This window comes from Streptomyces sp. NPDC002676 (assembly GCF_053592455.1).
On record NZ_JBSFVT010000007.1, the window covers coordinates 351734 to 368194 of the forward strand.

The following is a 16461-nucleotide window of genomic DNA, read 5'->3' on the forward strand; positions in this document are numbered from 1 at the left end:
TTACCTGAGGTCACCATTGCGGGCAGTGGCTTGATCCCGTAGGTTGTGCCGAACTTTCCAATTGCTACTGACTGGTAACACCGGGCAGGTATTCCATGCGCTGGCCCGTCGGCCGTCCCTCCACCGTCCGCACGCGGATCGTGGCCCTCGCCCTCGCCCCGGCCGTCGCGCTGATGGCCCTGTGGAGCTTCGCCATGGTGTCCGTCACCGGCGAACTGCGGGCACTGATCCGGCTCCAGGGGGTGTACGAGGACTACGGCACCCCCGTGGACACCGCGATCGGGCAGATCCAGATCGAGCGCCGGATGTCCGCGGCCTACCTGGGCGCCGGCCTCGACCCGGCCACGGCGGGCGACCTGCTCGGGCAGCAGCGCCGCACCGACCGGGCGGTGGACGCCATGCGGGAGGCGATCCAGGGCGGGGACCGCGGCCGGCTCAGCCAGCGGCAGCGCCAGGCCCTGGACGCCATGGTCGCGGCCACCGGCAAGCTGGAGCAGCTGCGCTCCGCCGTGCTCGCCCGGCGGATCTCCTGGGACAAGGCGGTCGACGGGTACAGCGCGCTCGTCGAACCCGGCTTCGACGTCCAGTCCACGCTCACCGCGCTGCAGGCCGGGCAGCTCGCCCGGGAGGCACAGGTCGTCATCGAGCTGGTCCGGGTACGGGAGTTCGTCTCCCGGGAGGACGCCCTGGTCGCCGGGGCCCGCGCGGCCGGCAGCCTGACCGACCGGCAGTACGACACCCTGACCGCGACCATCGAGGACCGGCGCGTCTTCGAGCGGACGTACGTGCCGGACCTGCCGGCCGACTCGCGCGGCCTGTTCGGCGAGTTCCAGCGCGGGGCGCTGCACCGCTCCCTGGTGCGGGGCGAGGACGCGCTGCTGCGCGCCGGGGCCGGCGGGGCGGGACGGGCCGTCGCGGCCGACGCCTGGCGCACGACCACCGACCGGGCCGTCAAGCGGTACATGCAGCTGTGCACCCGCGCCGCCGAGAACTCCGCCGCGCGTGGGCGGGCGTTCGCCTACCACGAGCTGGCCAAGGCGGCCGTCGTCGGCGTGGTCGGGCTGGCCGCCGTCGCGCTGTCCCTGTGGTTCGCGGTGCGCGGTGCCCGGCGCATCTCGCGCCGCCTGGAGACCCTGCGGGACGCGGCCGATGTCCTCACGACACAGCAACTTCCGGACGTCATGCGCAGGTTGAGCGCGGGGGAGGAGGTGGACGCGGTCGCCGAGGCGCCGCCGCTCGCCGCGGACGAGGTACGCGCCGACGAGATCGGCCAGGTCGGCCGGTCCTTCAACACCGCGCGCCTGGCCGCCGTCGAGGCCGCCGTGAAGCAAGCCACACTGCGGCGGGGCCTGTTCGCGGTGCTGCTCAACATCGCGCGGCGCAACCAGGCGCTGGTGCACCGCCAGTTGAAGCTCGTGGACAAGCTGGAGCGGCGCACCGAGGACCCGGACATCCTGCGCGAGCTGTTCCGCATCGACCACCTCACCACGCGCATGCGCCGGCACGCGGAGAGCCTGATCATCCTCTCGGGCTCCGCCCCCGGCCGCCGCTGGCGCAGTCCCGTGCCCCTCGCCGACGTCGTCGCCTCGGCCGTCAGCGAGATCGAGGACTACGCGCGCGTGGTGGTACCTCCGATGCCGGAGGTCGGCGTCGCGGCGGACGCGGTCGCCGACGTCGTCCACCTGATCGCCGAACTCCTGGAGAACGCCACGGTGTTCTCGCCACCGCACACCGAGGTCACGCTGCGCCCCGGCCGGGCCGGTGCCGGCTTCGTCCTGCAGATCGACGACCGCGGGCTCGGCCTGGACGACGAGCAGCGCGAGCACGCCCGGCGCACCCTCACCGACCCCGACGCCTTCGACCCCACCCGCCACGACCGCCTCGGCCTCTACGTCGTCAGCCGCCTCGCCGCCCGCCACGGCATCGGGGTGAGCCTCGGGGATTCGCCGTACGGGGGGACGACGGCGGTGGTACTGCTGCCGGTGGGAGTGCTGGCGGAGGGAACCCCGGCGCCGGGAGCGCGGCAGGAGCTGGAGCCGGCGGGGGTCGGGGCCGAGGTACGACGGCTGCCGGCGCGTTCCGCGCAGGGGTCCACCGAGCCGACGACCACGGTCGCGGAGCTGCCGACGGAACACCGGCCCCTGCCCGAGCCCGCACCGGTACCCGAGCTGCCCACCCGGAAACGGCCCAGGCCGACACCGGCCCCGCAACCGCAGGCCACCGCCTTGGGCCCGGACAGCAGGGGCGGTGCCACGGGCCAGGAGGCCCCGGCTGTCGCTTCTGCCTCGGAGGCTGCGGCCCCCGACCCGGAGCCCGAGCCCCCCGCCGCCCCTGCCCTCCCCACCCGCACCCGGCAGGCCTCCCTCGCCCCCGAGCTGCGGGACGACCCGGCGTCCCGGGAACCGGTGGCCGCGCCGGAGGTCGATGCCGAGGCGATGCGTGCCATCTTCGGGGCGTTCCAGCGCGGTCTGGACCGTGGCCGTAAGGGGCTGCCCGCGACCGGCGACGCGGATGGCGCGTCGTCCACCGACGCCCACGAAGGGACGGACACCGATCATGCACGGTGACGACCAGACCCCCGAGCGGCCCGCCGCGCCCGCCGAAGCGCCCGGTACGGATCTCGGCTGGCTGCTGGACGACCTCGTGGCGCGCACCGAGCACGTCCGCCAGGCCGTCCTGCTCACCGCCGACGGCCTCCCGCTCAGCAGCTCGGAGGGCATGCGCCGGCGGGACATCGAGCACCTGGCCGCCGTCTGCTCGGGCTTCCACAGCCTGGCCCGCTCGGCGGGGGACCGGTTCGATGCCGGCGAGGTGCGGCAGACCATGGTGATGCTGGAGGACGCCTACCTGTTCATCACCCCGGCCGGGCAGGGCAGCCGGCTCGCCGTGCTCAGCGAGGCCGGCACCGACGTCGGTCAGCTCGCCCACGAGATGGCCCTGCTCGTCCGCAGGCTCGGCAGCCACCTGGACGCCGCCGCCCGCTCGACCTCATGATCCCGCGGTGAACGACGAGCACTGGTACGAGGACGAGACCGGGTCGATGGTGCGCCCCTACACGGTGACCGGGGGCCGCACCCGACCCGCGGGCCGCCATGCCATCGACCTGATGTCCCAGGTCACCGCGGTGGAGAACGTGGTGGCAGGGCCCGGCATCGACCACTCCCGCGCCGCGCTCCTCGACCTCGTCCGGCGCGGCCCGCGCCCCGTGGCCGAGCTGGCCGCGGACGCCGACCTGCCCCTGACCGTCGTCCGCGTCCTGCTCGGCGACCTCGCCGAGGCCGGCATGATCCGCATCGGCCCGCCCCGCCGCGTGCTGCCCGGCGGCCCGGCCGCCGACCCGGGGCTGCTCAGGGAGATCGTGGAGCGGCTGAAGGAGCTCTAGGCCGGGATTTCAGGCGGTCCAGCCCGGGATTCCAGGCGGTCCAGCCCAGGAACCCCGGCCGTCCAGTCCGGGAACGTCTCCCGTCCAGTCCGGGAACGTCTCCCGTCCAGTCCGGGAACGTCTCCCGTCCAGCTCGGGAACTCCATCGGAGGGCGCGCAACGAATCGCCGTCCGACCCCCGCCGCACGCAACGATCCGCGCACCGGCGCGCAACGGCTCCTTCTTGTCCGGCCGAGCGCGCCGACCGTACCTTCTAACTGGCCCCCAAACCCCCCGTACCGGTGAGGATCACGCATGCGCACCGCCCTGCTCCAGAGCTCCGGCCGCCCCGGCTCGATCGCCGAGAACCTCAAGGTCCTCGACGAGGCCGCGGGCCGCGCCGCCGCTGCGGGCGCCGCGCTGCTGGCCACGCCGGAGATGTTCCTGACCGGGTACGCGATCGGGGACGACATCGCCCGGCTCGCCGAGCCCGCCGACGGTGACTCGGCCGACGCGATCGCGGAGATCGCCACGCGGCACGGTCTGGCGATCGTGTACGGCTACCCGGAGCGCGACGGCGAGACCGTCTACAACTGCGCCCAGCTGATCTCCGCCGACGGCACCCGGCTCGCGAACTACCGCAAGACCCACCTCTTCGGCTGCTTCGAGCGGGACCACTTCACGCCGGGCGCGAAGCATGTCGTCCAGGCCGAGCTGAACGGCCTGACCGTCGGCCTGATGATCTGCTACGACGTCGAGTTCCCGGAGAACGTCCGCGCCCACGCGCTGGCCGGCACCGACCTCCTCGTCGTCCCGACCGCGCAGATGCACCCCTTCCAGTTCGTCCCCGAGTCGATGATCCCGGTGCGCGCCTTCGAGAACCAGATGTACGTCGCGTACGTCAACCGGGTCGGACAGGAAGGGGAGTTCGAGTTCGTCGGCCTCTCCACCCTCGCCGGCCCCGACGGCATCGCCCGCACCCGCGCCGGCCGCACCGAGCAGCTGGTGGTCGCCGACGCCGACCCCGCCTTCCTGGCCGCGTCCCGTGAGGCCAACCCGTACCTGAAGGACCGCCGCCCCGGCCTGTACGGCGCCCTGGTCTGAGCGCCCCCCACACGCTTCCCCCTGTTTCACCTCGCGCAAGGAGTCCGTACCCCATGACGTCCACGGTGCCCAACGCCGTCGAGCACGCCGACGAGCAGCAGCCGCCGATCACCATGTTCGGCCCGGACTTCCCCTACGCCTACGACGACTTCCTCGCCCACCCGGCGGGCCTCGGCCAGGTGCCGGCCACCGAGCACGGCACCGAGGTCGCCGTCATCGGTGGCGGTCTGTCCGGCATCGTGGCCGCCTACGAGCTGATGAAGATGGGCCTCAAGCCCGTCGTCTACGAGGCCGACCAGATCGGCGGCCGGCTGCGCACCGTCGGCTTCGAGGGCTGCGACGAGTCGCTGACCGCCGAGATGGGCGCGATGCGCTTCCCGCCGTCCTCCACCGCCCTCCAGCACTACATCGACATGGTGGGCCTGGAGACCAGGCCGTTCCCGAACCCGCTGGCCGAGGCCACCCCCTCGACCGTGGTCGACCTCAAGGGCGAGTCGCACTACGCCGAGACCATCGACGACCTGCCCCAGGTCTACCGGGACGTCGCCGAGGCCTGGAACAAGTGCCTCGACGAGGGCGCCGACTTCTCCGACATGAACCGCGCCATGCGCGAGCGGGACGTCCCGCGCATCCGCGAGATCTGGGCGAAGCTGGTCGAGAAGCTCGACAACCAGACCTTCTACGGCTTCCTCTGCGACTCCGAGGCCTTCAAGTCCTTCCGGCACCGCGAGATCTTCGGCCAGGTCGGCTTCGGCACCGGCGGCTGGGACACCGACTTCCCGAACTCCATCCTGGAGATCCTGCGGGTCGTCTACACCGAGGCCGACGACCACCACCGCGGCATCGTCGGCGGCTCCCAGCAGCTGCCGCTGCGCCTGTGGGAGCGCGAGCCGGAGAAGATCGTCCACTGGCCGTACGGCACCTCGCTGAAGTCCCTGCACGTGGACGGCGAGCCGAAGCCGGCCGTGACCCGGCTGCACCGCACCGCGGGCAACCAGATCACCGTGACGGACGCGAACGGCGACATCCGCACCTACAAGGCGGCCATCTTCACCGCCCAGTCCTGGATGCTGCTGTCCAAGATCGCATGCGACGACGCGCTGTTCCCGATCGACCACTGGACCGCGATCGAGCGCACCCACTACATGGAGTCCTCGAAGCTCTTCGTGCCCGTGGACCGGCCGTTCTGGCTGGACAAGGACGAGGAGACCGGCCGGGACGTCATGTCGATGACGCTCACCGACCGCATGACGCGCGGGACTTACCTCCTCGACGACGGTCCGGACAAGCCCGCCGTGATCTGCCTGTCCTACACCTGGTGCGACGACAGCCTGAAGTGGCTGCCGCTGTCCGCGAACGAGCGGATGGAGGTCATGCTGAAGTCGCTCGGCGAGATCTACCCGAAGGTCGACATCCGGAAGCACATCATCGGCAACCCGGTGACGGTCTCCTGGGAGAACGAGCCCTACTTCATGGGCGCGTTCAAGGCCAACCTGCCGGGCCACTACCGCTACCAGCGCCGCCTGTTCACGCACTTCATGCAGGACCGGCTGCCCGAGGACAAGCGGGGCATCTTCCTCGCCGGTGACGACATCTCCTGGACGGCCGGCTGGGCCGAGGGCGCGATCCAGACCGCGCTGAACGCGGTCTGGGGCGTCATGCACCACTTCGGCGGCGCCACCGACCCGACCAACCCGGGCCCGGGCGACCGCTACGACGAGATCGCTCCGGTGGAACTGCCCGAGGACTGACCGGGAGCCGGCGGACACACCCCCGACCAAGGCGCGGGCGGCCGGACTCAGACTCCGGCCGCCCGCGCCTTCTCAAACACCTCCGCGGCGCGGTCCTTGAGTTCCTCGGCGTCCCGAGCGAAGCCCTGGAGCTCGATCATGATCTCGTCCAGGCCGATCTCCGCGTGCTCCGCCAGGTCCTCGACGATCTGGTCGATGCTCCCCTGGAACGGCAGCCGGCCGGCGCCCTCGAACGGCTTGGGCATCCAGTTGGTGTTCACCCGCAGGACCGCCTGGATCGGCTCCTTGCGGCCCCGCTCCTCGGCCAGTTCCTGCAGCTCGCGCCATTCGGCGGCGACCTGCCCGGGTGCGATGGCGACCGGCATCCAGCCGTCGGCGTGGTCCACGAGACGCCGCTTGGCCCGCTTGTTGCCCGCGGCCAGCAGGATCGGTATCGGCCGGGCCGGCTTGGGCCCGACCACCGCGGATGCGATCTTGGTGATGCGGCCGTCGTAGCTGACCGGATCCGGACCCCAGACCTTCCGGCACACCTCGATCAGCTCGTCCAGAACGGCACCGCGCTCCTCGAACGGCCGGACGGCCGACGCCGCGTACTCGTCCAGGGACCAGCCTGTGCCGAAGCCCGCGATCACCCGGCCGCCGCTCGCCGCGTCCAGCGTGGCCAGGGCCTTGGCGAGCTGGAACGGCACGTGCAGCGGCGCGACCAGGACGCTGGAGCCGAGCCGGGCCCGCTGCGTGGCAGCCGCCGCCAGCGTCAGCGTGACCAGCGGGTCCGCCACGCCCCGGTACTGGTCGGGCCACGGCACGCCCTCGATGCCGTACAGGCCCTGGGTGGCGGGTTCCGGGAACAACGCCCGCTCGAAGACCCACAGGCTTTCGTAGCCGATCTCCTCGGCGGCGCGTGCCACGTCGGGCACGTCCCTGCCGAGGCTGAACTGCCGCATCTGGGGAAGACTGAGGCCGAGCCTGGTCGCCATCTCACTGCTCCTCTGCGATCGGTATACGTCGATCAACGTTGGTTGATCACGGGACAGTTCCGGAGGCGGCGCGCGGCGAAAAGATCAGGCCAGGCCGGCAACGGCCGCGTCAGTCGGGGAGCGGGGTCAGCAGCATCCGTCCGGCGAAGCCCACCGCCGAGTCCAGCCGCTCGGTGAACTCCTCGGCGACGTCCCCGCAGCGGCGCAGCGCCCACAGCGCGCGGGCCGCCGCCCAGGTCGCCTCCCGAGCCCGCTCCAGGCTCCACGAGCCCAGCAGATGGGTCAGCGGATCGGCGAGCTGCAACAGGTCGGGGCCCGGCATCAGATCCTCGCGGATGCGCTCCTCCAGCGAGACGAGCAGTTCGCCCACGCGGTCGAACTCGTCCTCCAGATCGGCCGGTTCACAGCCGAGCGTGCGGCAGGCGTCCACCACCGCGAGCGCCAGGTCGTGGCCGATGTGCGCGTTGATGCCCGCCAGAGCGAACTGCAGCGGCCGTACGCCGGGATGGCGGCGGAGCTGGAACAGCGGGCGCCAGCAGGCGGGTGGCCGGCGGTCGGCGGCCACCGCGTCGACGGCCGCCAGATACCGCTCGGCGAACCGCACGTCCAGCGCGCTCGCCGCCCGTGGATCCGCGAACTCCCCGGTGGCCAGGCGCCTGTCGACCTCCTCGGTGACGGCGAGATAGACACGGTTGAACACGGCGACCCCGTCCCGCTCGGGCAGGGCCGCGTCGAGTGCGCGCATCCGGGAGACGACGGCGTCGACGGACGGGGGGAAGTGTTCCAACTGCGCCATGGGGGAAGGGTCCCAGCCCCGGGCCGACGCGCGCGCCGACCGGCCCGGCGCTTCGCCGGAACGGGGGAACGCGCCCGCCCCACACCTACGACTCGGCGCGCCGGGCGTCTTGCCCTTCCGCCTCGTCGTCGTACGACGACGTGCCCTCGTCCAACAGCGGCTCCTGCGGCTTCAGATGCGCCGGGGCGAAGGCGCGCAGGGTGTGGTAGCCGGTGATGACGACCAGGGTGCCGAGCGCAATGCCGCTGAGGGAGAAGTTCTCGGTGAACTTCATGGTGACGTTGCCGACGCCGATGATGATGCCCGCGGCGGTCGGCACCAGGTTCAGCGGGTTGCGCAGGTCCACGCCGGCGTGCAGCCAGATCTGCGCGCCGAGCAGGCCGATCATGCCGTAGAGGATGACGGTGATGCCGCCGAGGACGCCGCCCGGGATCGCGGCGACGACCGCGCCGAACTTGGGGCAGATGCCGAAGAGCAGCGCGAAGCCGGCGGCGGCCCAGTACGCGGCCGTGGAGTAGACGCGGGTCGCGGCCATCACGCCGATGTTCTCGGAGTAGGTGGTGTTCGGCGGGCCGCCCACCGCGGTCGAGAGCATGGAGCCGACGCCGTCCGCCGAGATCGCCGTGCCGAGCTTGTCGTCCAGGTGGGTGCCGGTCATCTCGCCGACCGCCTTGACGTGGCCCGCGTTCTCCGCGACCAGGGCGATCACGACCGGCAGCGCGACGAGGATCGCCGACCACTGGAAGGACGGTCCGTGGAAGTGGGGCAGCCCGATCCAGTCGGCCTTGCCGACACCGGAGAGGTTGAGCCGCCAGTGATCGACAACCTTGCCGCTGCCGTCGTTCGAGTGGATCCTGCCGAAGACCTGGTCGAAGAACCAGGAGATCCCGTACCCGAAGATCAGGCCCAGGAAGATCGCGATGCGGGACCAGAAGCCGCGCAGGCAGACGACCGCGAGCCCGGTGAACAGCATGACCAGCAGGGCCGTCCACTGGTCCTGCGGCCAGTAGGTGGCGGCGGTCACCGGGGCCAGGTTGAAGCCGATCAGCATGACCACCGCGCCGGTGACGACCGGAGGCATGGCCGCGTGGATGATCCGCGCCCCGAAGCGCTGGACGGCGAGCCCCACCAGGAACAGCGCGATACCGACGACGAAGACCGCGCCGGTCACGGTCGCGCTGGTGCCGCCCTGGGCCCGGATGACGGCGGCCACGCCCACGAACGACAGTGAGCAGCCCAGGTAGCTGGGAACCCGGCCGCGGGTCGCGAGCAGGAAGATCACGGTCGCGACGCCGGACATCATGATCGCGAGGTTGGGGTCGAGGCCCATCAGTACCGGGGCGACGAAGGACGCGCCGAACATGGCGACCACGTGCTGGGCGCCGAGGCCCACCGTGCGGGGCCAGGAGAGCCGCTCGTCGGGGCGTACCACCGCTCCGGGCGCGGGCGTGCGCCCGTCACCGTGCAGTTTCCAGCGCACGCCGAGATCCATGGTGGGGGTTTCGCTTTCTCTGTGCATGAAGGTGGTCCGGACCATTGTGATCGCGATCGGGGTGCGGAGGGGGATTCTGAGCGGTCGCTTAGTATGTGGTGACCGCAGCACCCCGCAGCATCAACAGACAACCCCAGCACCCCTCAGCGACGCCCAGGAGCCCCCGCCGTGACCGCCGAAGCCCCGACCGCCCCCGCCGTCGCCTACGGCAGGCTGATCCCCGTCACCGTCCACTTCGACGACCTCGACGCACTCGGACTCCTGCACAACGCCCGCTACCCGCTGCTGGCCGAGCGCGCCTGGACCGAGCTGTGGAACGGGCACGGCGTCCGCTTCGACGGCGACTGGGTGGCGGCGGGGGACGCCTGCAACGCCGTGCGCGAACTGCGCGTCACCTACGAAGCCCCGGTGACCCGCCCCGGGGTCTACGCGGTTCACCTCTGGCTGGAGCGGCTCGGCACCACCGGCCTGACCTACGGCTTCCGCTTCTGCTCGGCCGACGGGACGCAGACCTACGCCCACGGCACCCGGGTCCTGGTCCGGCTGGACGCCACGACCCTGCGCCCCACCCCGTGGACCGACGCCTTCAGGGTCGTGGGCAGGGAACTGCTACGGCCTTCGCAGTGAGCTCGCCGCGGGCGCCGCGCCCGGCCGTGCGCAGCACACCCGCGAACCCGGCGAGCCCGCACGCCAGCGCCGTCACCAGGCAGAACGAGACCACCAGGCTGCTCGCCTGGGCCACCGTCCCGATCAGGCTCGGCGCGATCAGCCCCGAGGTGTAGGTGATCGTCGCCACGCCCGCGATGGCCTGGCTGGGGTTGGGCCCGGCGTGTCCGGCCGCCGCGAAGCAGAGCGGTACGACCACGGCGATGCCGAGCCCCATCAGTGCGAACCCGGCCATAGCCACCGCCGGATGTCCCGCGACGACGACCAGCAGGCCGCCGAGCACGGCCAGGACCCCGCCGGCACGGACGGTGCGGACCGCGCCGAAGCGGTTCACCACGGCGTCCCCGGCGATCCGGGCCACCGCCATCGTCAGCATGAACCCCGTGGTCGAGGCCGCCGCCAGCCCGGCCGAACTGTCCAGCCGGTCCCGCAGGAACACCGCCGACCAGTCCAGGCTCGCGCCCTCCGCGAATACTGCGCAGAAGCCGACCGCACCGATCAGCAGCGCCGAGCGCGGCGGCAGCGCGAACCGCGGGGGCGGCTCCTCGTCCTCGGCGGGCTGCACGTCCGGCACCCAGCGGCAGGCGAGCACACCGAGCACGGTGAGGGCGGCCGCCGCGAGCGCGAAGTGCACCCGCGCGTCCGCGCCGAGGTGCGCGGCGAGCGTGCCCGCCGCCGAGCCCGTCAGCGCGCCCGCGCTCCACATGCCGTGCAGCCCCGACATGACCGACTTCCCGAGCAGCCGCTCGACCTCGACACCCAGCGCGTTCATGGCCACGTCGGCCATGCCCGCGCTCGCGCCGTAGCAGAACATCGCCAGGCAGAGCGTGGACATGTTCGGCGCGAAGGACGGCAGGACCAGGGACAGCGTCCACAGCGCGATCAGCCCGCGCAGGGCTCTGCGGCTGCCGAAGCGGTGGCTGATCCGGCCCGCGAGCGGCATCGAGCACGAGGCGCCGAACGCCGTGAACGCCAGGGAGAGGCCCAACTGGCCCGCGCTCAGCGAGGCGTGCTCCTGGATCCACGGCACGCGGGTCGCGAAGGAGCCCGTCACGGCACCGTGCACGGCGAACACGGCCGCCACGGCGTACCGGGCGCGCCTCACCTCGTCGTGCGCGTAGCCCACGTCACTCATGTTCCAGCCCCTCCCCAGGAGTTTCCCGCCGCGCTCTCGCGACGCCGCCGCAAACTATCAGGGACCCTGCCTGATAGATAGGGGAGTATTACGGCCGCCGGTTTCTGGGAGGATTTCCGTCATGCCCGCATCACCCAGCACCGCCCGGGCCATCAACGACCGGCTGGCCCTGCGGCTGTTGCAGCAGGAAGGCCCGCTGACGGCAGGGCGGTTGAAGCAGCTGACCGGACTGTCCCGGCCCACTGTCGCGGACCTCGTCGAGCGGCTCACCGCCTCCGGACTGATCACGGTGGTGGGCGAGTCCGGCGAGGTGCGCCGCGGGCCGAACGCCCGGCTGTACGGCATCGTTGCCGACCGCGCCCACCTCGTCGCCCTCGATGTGCGCACCGGGGGCGTCTTCGTGCTGGTCTCCGACCTCGTCGGGCGGGTGCTCGCCGAGACGTCCGTGCCGATCGGCAAGGACACCGGGACCGGGCCCGCCGTGGAGGAGGCCGTGGCCGCGGTGGAGCGCACCGCGAAGGAGGCCGGCGCGATGGGGGTGCCCCCTCGCGAGGGCGTTCGAGCGTGGGGGAGGCTGCACACCATCGGCATCGGAGCACCGGGCCTCGTCGACCCGGCCACCGGCGACCTCCGCGACTTTGGCGGCCTGCCCGCCTGGCACCGCCGGCTGGCCGCGGCCCTGCAGGAACGGCTGCCCGAGGTCCGGGTCATCGTGGAGAACGAGACCAACCTGGCCGCGGTGGCCGAGCAGCGCGAGGGCGCCGCCCGCGACCGGGACACCTTCGTCCTGCTGTGGCTGGGCCACGGCGTCGGCGCCGCCGTCGTCCTCGACGGCACCCTGCGCCGCGGCGCCTCCGGCGGCACCGGCGAGATCGGCTTCCTGCCGGTCCCCGGAACGACGTCCCTCCCGTCGGCGACCGACTGCGACGGCGGCTTCCACTCTCTGGCCGGGGCGGCGGCGATCGGCACGCTGGCCGCGGAGTACGGCCTGCCCGTGCCGGACGCGCCGATGGACGGGCCGGGGGCGGCGGAGCTCGTCCTCGCGGCGGTGACCGAGGCGGTTCAGTCGCCGCACGGAAACGCCGGCCGCTTCCTCGACACCCTGGCGGACCGCGTCGCCGTCGGTGCCGCCTCCGTCGCCGCGATCCTGGACCCCGGCTGCGTGGTCCTGGGCGGCGAGATCGGCCAGGCCGGTGGCCCGCCGCTGGCCGCCCGCGTGGCAGACCGCCTCCGCCGGATGTCCCCCCTGGTCACCGAGGTGCGACCGAGCACCCTCGGCGGAACCGCAGTCCTGCGCGGAGCCCTGCTGACGGCACGGGAACGGGCCCAGGAGGAACTGTTCGCACCGCCCGAGCGCTGACCTGGGGGCGTCTTCTGGATCTTGTCGGCGTCCAGTGAGCGGATCTCCGGACCGTCCGGGTCCGCCCCCCGCCCGGCGGGTGCCGTGAGCGCCAACTCGGCGAGACGGTCCGCCGCTTCGGCCACCTCGACCGGCTGGTCGGCCGGCCCGGCGGGGACCAGGTCGTGGAACCGGGTCGCGCGCAGCACCGCAGCCGCTCCGAGCCGCAGCAGCCCGGCGGCGGGCAAGGGCCGTCGTCACCGCCACCGGGCGCGCCCGAACCATAAAAGGACTAGACCAATATGGTCAATGGGTTTGGCGCTGGTCACCCGGACGGGTCAACCCCTCGGGGTCGTACGGCTGTTGGGGGGAGGGGGCCGCTCCGCGCAAGTCCGGGGCGCATGCTGTGAGCGACCCCACACCGATCGCCTGTATGAGTGAGCATCGGGCGTGGCAAACTGGCCATGTACCAGAAGCAGCGCACTCCGGGGTCGGTGAAAGTCCGAACCGGCGGTTACAGTCCGCGACCCGGTCGCTTCCAGCGGCCGGTTGACCAGGTGAAATTCCTGGACCGACGGTTAAAGTCCGGATGGGAGGCAGTGCGCGGCGGGCGAGCATGCACATGTGCGCGCCGCCGTATCTGGGTTCGTCCGTACGCGGACGGATCCATCTCGGCGTCGCCCTCGGCGTGTTCACCCGTACACGCTGTCGTCATCGACAGGCCCCGGAGTCCGTGCCCAATGAGGCTGGAGGACCCGGGAAGTGTTCACTGGAATCGTCGAAGAGCTGGGTGAGATCACCGCCGTCGAGAACCTCGGCGACTCCTCCCGCTTCCGGCTCCGCGGCCCCGTCGTGACCCAGGGCGCGCAGCACGGCGACTCCATCGCCGTGAACGGGGTCTGTCTCACCGTCGTCGAACACGAGGGCGACGAGTTCACCGCCGACGTCATGGCCGAGACGCTGACCCGCTCCAGCCTGGGCGCGCTCACCGTCGGCTCCCGTGTCAACCTGGAGCGCCCCACCGCCGTCGGCGCACGCCTCGGCGGGCACATCGTGCAGGGCCACGTCGACGGCACCGGCGAGGTGCTGGCGCGCACGCCCTCCGAGAACTGGGAGATCGTGAAGATCTCGCTCCCCGCGGACCTCGCCCGGTACGTCGTGGAGAAGGGCTCCATCACCGTCGACGGCATCAGCCTCACGGTCGTCGAGGCCGGCCCGGACTACTTCACCGTCAGCCTCATCCCGACCACCCTCGACCTGACCACGCTCGGCGTGAAGCAGCCCGGCGACCCGGTCAACCTCGAAGTAGACGTCATCGCCAAGTACGTCGAGCGGCTGCTCGCCTCCGGTCAGGGGGACGGGCGGTGAACTGGCTCAACTCCCACGCCTTCACGCTGTTCGGACAGCCCATCATCTGGTCCGACATGGTCGGCAACACCCTGGGCCTCATCACCCTGGCCCTCGGCTGGCGCCGCTCCCTGTGGACCTGGCCCGTGCAGTTCCTCTCCGGCCTCGTCCTCTTCGCCGCCTTCTACGGCCACCTGACCGGCAGCGCCGGCAAGCAGGTTGTCGTCATGGCCGTCGCACTGTACGGCTGGTGGCAGTGGCAGCGCACCAAGGGCCGGTCCGCGGACGGGCACATCACCCCCCGCTTCGCGAGCTGGACCGAGCGCGCGGCCATGGCCGTCGCGGCGGCCGTCGGCACGGTCGCGGTCGCCCTGCTCTTCAAGGCCTACCCGAGCCTGTCCTGGGACCCCTGGCCGGACGCCTACATCTTCGTCGGCACCATCGTCGCGATGTACGCCCAGGCCAAGGGCATGGTCGAGTTCTGGATCGCCTGGCTGCTCGTCGACCTCGTCGGCGTGCCCCTCAACTTCGCCAACGGCTACGCCTTCTCCGGCTTCGTCTACGTCATCTACGGCGCGCTCGTCCTGTGGGGCATGCGCGACTGGTGGCTGCGCTCCCGCACGAGCCCGCAGCCCGTCCTGGAAGGAGCACCGGCATGACCTCGGCCCCCGTGCTGTACGGCACCGACGACATCGAGGACTTCACGCTCGACCCGGTCGAGCAGGCCATCGCCGATATCGCCCTCGGCCGCCCGGTCGTCGTCGTGGACGACGAGGACCGCGAGAACGAGGGAGACCTCGTCATCGCCGCCGAGAAGGCGACCCCCGAGATCGTCGCCTTCATGATGAGCGAGTGCCGCGGCCTGATCTGCGCTCCCATGGAGGGCGAGGAACTCGACCGGCTGCAGCTGCCGCAGATGGTCGAGGACAACACCGAGTCGATGAAGACCGCGTTCACCGTCTCCGTGGACGCCGGCGCCGCGCACGGTGTGACCACCGGCATCTCGGGCTCCGACCGGGCGACGACGCTCCAGCTGCTCGCGAGCGGCACGGCGGAGCCGAGCGACTTCGTCCGCCCCGGCCACATCTTCCCGCTGCGCGCCCGGCCCGGCGGCGTCCTCGTCCGCAACGGTCACACCGAGGCCGCCGTCGACCTCGCCCGCCTCGCGGGCCTCAAGCCGGTCGGCGCCATCGTGGAGATCGCCGGCGAGGACGGCCGCATGCTGCGCCTGCCCGAGCTGATCCCGTTCGCCCGCAAGCACGGCCTGACGATCATCTCCATCGAGGATCTGATCGCCTACCGCCGCAGCAACGACCCCACCGTCCGCCGCGAGGCCGAGGTCCACCTGCCCACCGCGCACGGCACCTTCACCGCCTACGGCTACCGGTCCACCCTCGACGGCGTCGAGCACGTCGCCCTCGTCCACGGCGAGATCGGCGACGGCGAGGACGTCCTGGTCAGGGTCCACTCCGAGTGCCTCACCGGCGACGTCTTCCGCTCCCTGCGCTGCGACTGCGGCCCCCAGCTGGACGCCGCCCTGGAACGCATCCACGCCGAGGGCCGGGGCATCGTCGTCTACCTGCGCGGACACGAGGGACGCGGCATCGGCCTGGTGTCCAAGCTGCGCGCCTACGAACTCCAGGAACGCGGCCGGGACACCCTGGACGCCAACCTCGAACTCGGCCTGCCCGCCGACGCCCGCGACTACGGCGCCGGCGCGCAGATCCTCGCCGACCTCGGGGTGCGCAGTGTCCGCCTGATGACCAACAATCCCGAGAAGACCGACGCGCTGCAGCGCCACGGCCTGAGGGTCGCCGGCCGCGAGCCGATGCCCGTACAGGCGGGCGAGCACAACCTCCGGTACCTGCGCACCAAGCGGGACCGGATGGGGCACGAACTGCCCTGGCTCGACACGCCGGTCGCGGCGGCCTCCGCGGCCGGCCAGTGAGCAAGACCAGTAAGCAAGACCAGTAAGAAGAAACGCCTTAGGAGAGACGTGAGCGGCAAGGGTGCACCGGAACTGTCCGTACGCAACGCGAGCGACCTCAGGGTCGCCGTCATCGCGGCGCAGTGGCACGAGAAGGTGATGGACGGTCTGGTCAACGGCGCCCTGCGCGCCCTGCACGAGCTGGGGATCGACGAGCCGACCCTGATCCGGGTCCCCGGCACCTTCGAGCTGCCGGTCGCCGCGAAGGTCCTCGCCGGCCGCGGCTACGACGCGGTCGTCGCCCTCGGCGTCGTCATCCGCGGTGGCACCCCCCACTTCGACTACGTGTGCCAGGGCGTCACCCAGGGCCTCACCCAGGTCTCCGTCGACACCGGCGTCCCCGTCGGCTTCGGCGTGCTCACCTGTGACACCGAGGAGCAGGCCCTGGACCGGGCCGGCATCGAGGGCTCGAACGAGGACAAGGGCCACGAGGCGGTGACCGCGGCGGTCGCGACCGCCGCGACGCTCCGCTCAGTATCCGAACCCTGGCACTGAAAGGTCCTGGA

General features: G+C 72.0%; 15 protein-coding genes and 1 riboswitch. Of the genes, 11 read left to right on the forward strand and 4 right to left on the reverse strand.

Going from position 1 to position 16461, the window contains the following annotated elements; translation table 11 throughout:
* Positions 1–95 precede the first annotated feature (95 nt).
* The 5 genes from ACWD3E_RS22370 to ACWD3E_RS22390 all read left to right on the forward strand — a co-directional run bounded on the left by ACWD3E_RS22370 (position 96) and on the right by ACWD3E_RS22390 (position 6216).
* The gene (locus ACWD3E_RS22370) at positions 96–2567 is read left to right on the forward strand and encodes a nitrate- and nitrite sensing domain-containing protein (protein ID WP_451389284.1); all 2472 of its coding nucleotides are present in this window, start codon (positions 96–98) and stop codon (positions 2565–2567) included.
* Positions 2557–2994 carry a roadblock/LC7 domain-containing protein gene (locus ACWD3E_RS22375; RefSeq protein ID WP_451389285.1) on the forward strand — a complete coding sequence of 146 codons (438 nt, stop codon included), beginning with the start codon at positions 2557–2559 and terminating at the stop codon, positions 2992–2994. The genes ACWD3E_RS22370 and ACWD3E_RS22375 overlap by 11 nt, the downstream gene beginning before the upstream one ends.
* Positions 2995–3001: 7 nt before the next feature.
* Positions 3002–3382, forward strand: a complete 381-nt coding sequence (locus ACWD3E_RS22380) for a DUF742 domain-containing protein (protein WP_451389286.1) — start codon at positions 3002–3004, stop codon at positions 3380–3382.
* Positions 3383–3676: 294 nt separating this feature from the next.
* Positions 3677–4465 (forward strand): carbon-nitrogen hydrolase family protein, encoded by a 789-nt coding sequence (locus tag ACWD3E_RS22385; protein WP_451389287.1) that lies wholly within the window; start codon positions 3677–3679, stop codon positions 4463–4465.
* Positions 4466–4518: 53 nt separating this feature from the next.
* Positions 4519–6216 carry a flavin monoamine oxidase family protein gene (locus tag ACWD3E_RS22390; protein ID WP_451389288.1) on the forward strand — a complete coding sequence of 566 codons (1698 nt, stop codon included), beginning with the start codon at positions 4519–4521 and terminating at the stop codon, positions 6214–6216.
* A 47-nt stretch (positions 6217–6263) separates the two neighbouring features.
* Here the strand turns inward: ACWD3E_RS22390 and ACWD3E_RS22395 are convergent, their stop codons facing one another.
* The 3 genes from ACWD3E_RS22395 to ACWD3E_RS22405 all read right to left on the reverse strand — a co-directional run bounded on the left by ACWD3E_RS22395 (position 6264) and on the right by ACWD3E_RS22405 (position 9481).
* The gene (locus ACWD3E_RS22395; RefSeq protein ID WP_451389289.1) at positions 6264–7193 is read right to left on the reverse strand and encodes an LLM class F420-dependent oxidoreductase; all 930 of its coding nucleotides are present in this window, start codon (positions 7191–7193) and stop codon (positions 6264–6266) included.
* Positions 7194–7302: 109 nt separating this feature from the next.
* The gene (locus ACWD3E_RS22400; protein WP_451389290.1) at positions 7303–7989 is read right to left on the reverse strand and encodes a DUF5995 family protein; all 687 of its coding nucleotides are present in this window, start codon (positions 7987–7989) and stop codon (positions 7303–7305) included.
* Positions 7990–8074: 85 nt separating this feature from the next.
* Positions 8075–9481 (reverse strand): uracil-xanthine permease family protein, encoded by a 1407-nt coding sequence (locus tag ACWD3E_RS22405; protein WP_451389377.1) that lies wholly within the window; start codon positions 9479–9481, stop codon positions 8075–8077.
* A 168-nt stretch (positions 9482–9649) separates the two neighbouring features.
* Here ACWD3E_RS22405 and ACWD3E_RS22410 point away from each other — a divergent pair, with 168 nt between their 5' ends.
* Entirely contained in the window at positions 9650–10108 is a 459-nt protein-coding gene (locus tag ACWD3E_RS22410) for an acyl-CoA thioesterase (RefSeq protein ID WP_451389291.1), read from the forward strand.
* On the opposite strand, the gene ACWD3E_RS22415 is transcribed toward ACWD3E_RS22410, so the two are convergent.
* On the reverse strand, positions 10068–11282 hold the full coding sequence (locus ACWD3E_RS22415) for an MFS transporter (RefSeq protein WP_451389292.1): 1215 nt from the start codon (positions 11280–11282) through the stop codon (positions 10068–10070). The two genes, ACWD3E_RS22410 and ACWD3E_RS22415, sit on opposite strands and share 41 nt — an antisense overlap.
* 121 nt (positions 11283–11403) lie before the next feature.
* Here ACWD3E_RS22415 and ACWD3E_RS22420 point away from each other — a divergent pair, with 121 nt between their 5' ends.
* The 5 genes from ACWD3E_RS22420 (at position 11404) to ribH (ending at position 16450) form a co-directional block, all read left to right on the forward strand.
* Entirely contained in the window at positions 11404–12642 is a 1239-nt protein-coding gene (locus ACWD3E_RS22420; protein ID WP_451389293.1) for an ROK family transcriptional regulator, read from the forward strand.
* Between the two features lie 455 nt (positions 12643–13097).
* Positions 13098–13228, forward strand: a riboswitch (FMN riboswitch).
* Positions 13229–13383: 155 nt separating this feature from the next.
* A complete protein-coding gene (locus ACWD3E_RS22425) occupies positions 13384–13989 on the forward strand; it encodes a riboflavin synthase (protein WP_451389294.1) in 606 nt (201 codons plus the stop codon).
* Entirely contained in the window at positions 13986–14627 is a 642-nt protein-coding gene (locus ACWD3E_RS22430; RefSeq protein ID WP_451389295.1) for a nicotinamide mononucleotide transporter family protein, read from the forward strand. The genes ACWD3E_RS22425 and ACWD3E_RS22430 overlap by 4 nt, the downstream gene beginning before the upstream one ends.
* Positions 14624–15916 (forward strand): bifunctional 3,4-dihydroxy-2-butanone-4-phosphate synthase/GTP cyclohydrolase II, encoded by a 1293-nt coding sequence (locus ACWD3E_RS22435; RefSeq protein WP_451389296.1) that lies wholly within the window; start codon positions 14624–14626, stop codon positions 15914–15916. The genes ACWD3E_RS22430 and ACWD3E_RS22435 overlap by 4 nt, the downstream gene beginning before the upstream one ends.
* 48 nt (positions 15917–15964) lie before the next feature.
* Positions 15965–16450: a 6,7-dimethyl-8-ribityllumazine synthase gene (gene ribH / locus ACWD3E_RS22440; protein WP_451389297.1), complete on the forward strand. Its 486-nt coding sequence runs from the start codon at positions 15965–15967 to the stop codon at positions 16448–16450.
* The last annotated feature ends 11 nt before the right edge of the window (positions 16451–16461 follow it).

Bases quoted from the DNA above. Each gene is read 5' to 3' on its own strand.
- ACWD3E_RS22435 (WP_451389296.1), top strand. From the start codon at position 14,624: ATGACCTCGGCCCCCGTGCTGTACGGCACCGACGACATCGAGGACTTC.
- ACWD3E_RS22375 (WP_451389285.1), top strand. From the start codon at position 2,557: ATGCACGGTGACGACCAGACCCCCGAGCGGCCCGCCGCGCCCGCCGAA.
- ACWD3E_RS22390 (WP_451389288.1), top strand. From the start codon at position 4,519: ATGACGTCCACGGTGCCCAACGCCGTCGAGCACGCCGACGAGCAGCAG.
- ACWD3E_RS22385 (WP_451389287.1), top strand. From the start codon at position 3,677: ATGCGCACCGCCCTGCTCCAGAGCTCCGGCCGCCCCGGCTCGATCGCC.
- ACWD3E_RS22405 (WP_451389377.1), bottom strand. From the start codon at position 9,481: ATGGATCTCGGCGTGCGCTGGAAACTGCACGGTGACGGGCGCACGCCC.
- ACWD3E_RS22395 (WP_451389289.1), bottom strand. From the start codon at position 7,193: ATGGCGACCAGGCTCGGCCTCAGTCTTCCCCAGATGCGGCAGTTCAGC.
- ACWD3E_RS22415 (WP_451389292.1), bottom strand. From the start codon at position 11,282: ATGAGTGACGTGGGCTACGCGCACGACGAGGTGAGGCGCGCCCGGTAC.
- ACWD3E_RS22420 (WP_451389293.1), top strand. From the start codon at position 11,404: ATGCCCGCATCACCCAGCACCGCCCGGGCCATCAACGACCGGCTGGCC.
- ACWD3E_RS22400 (WP_451389290.1), bottom strand. From the start codon at position 7,989: ATGGCGCAGTTGGAACACTTCCCCCCGTCCGTCGACGCCGTCGTCTCC.
- ACWD3E_RS22370 (WP_451389284.1), top strand. From the start codon at position 96: ATGCGCTGGCCCGTCGGCCGTCCCTCCACCGTCCGCACGCGGATCGTG.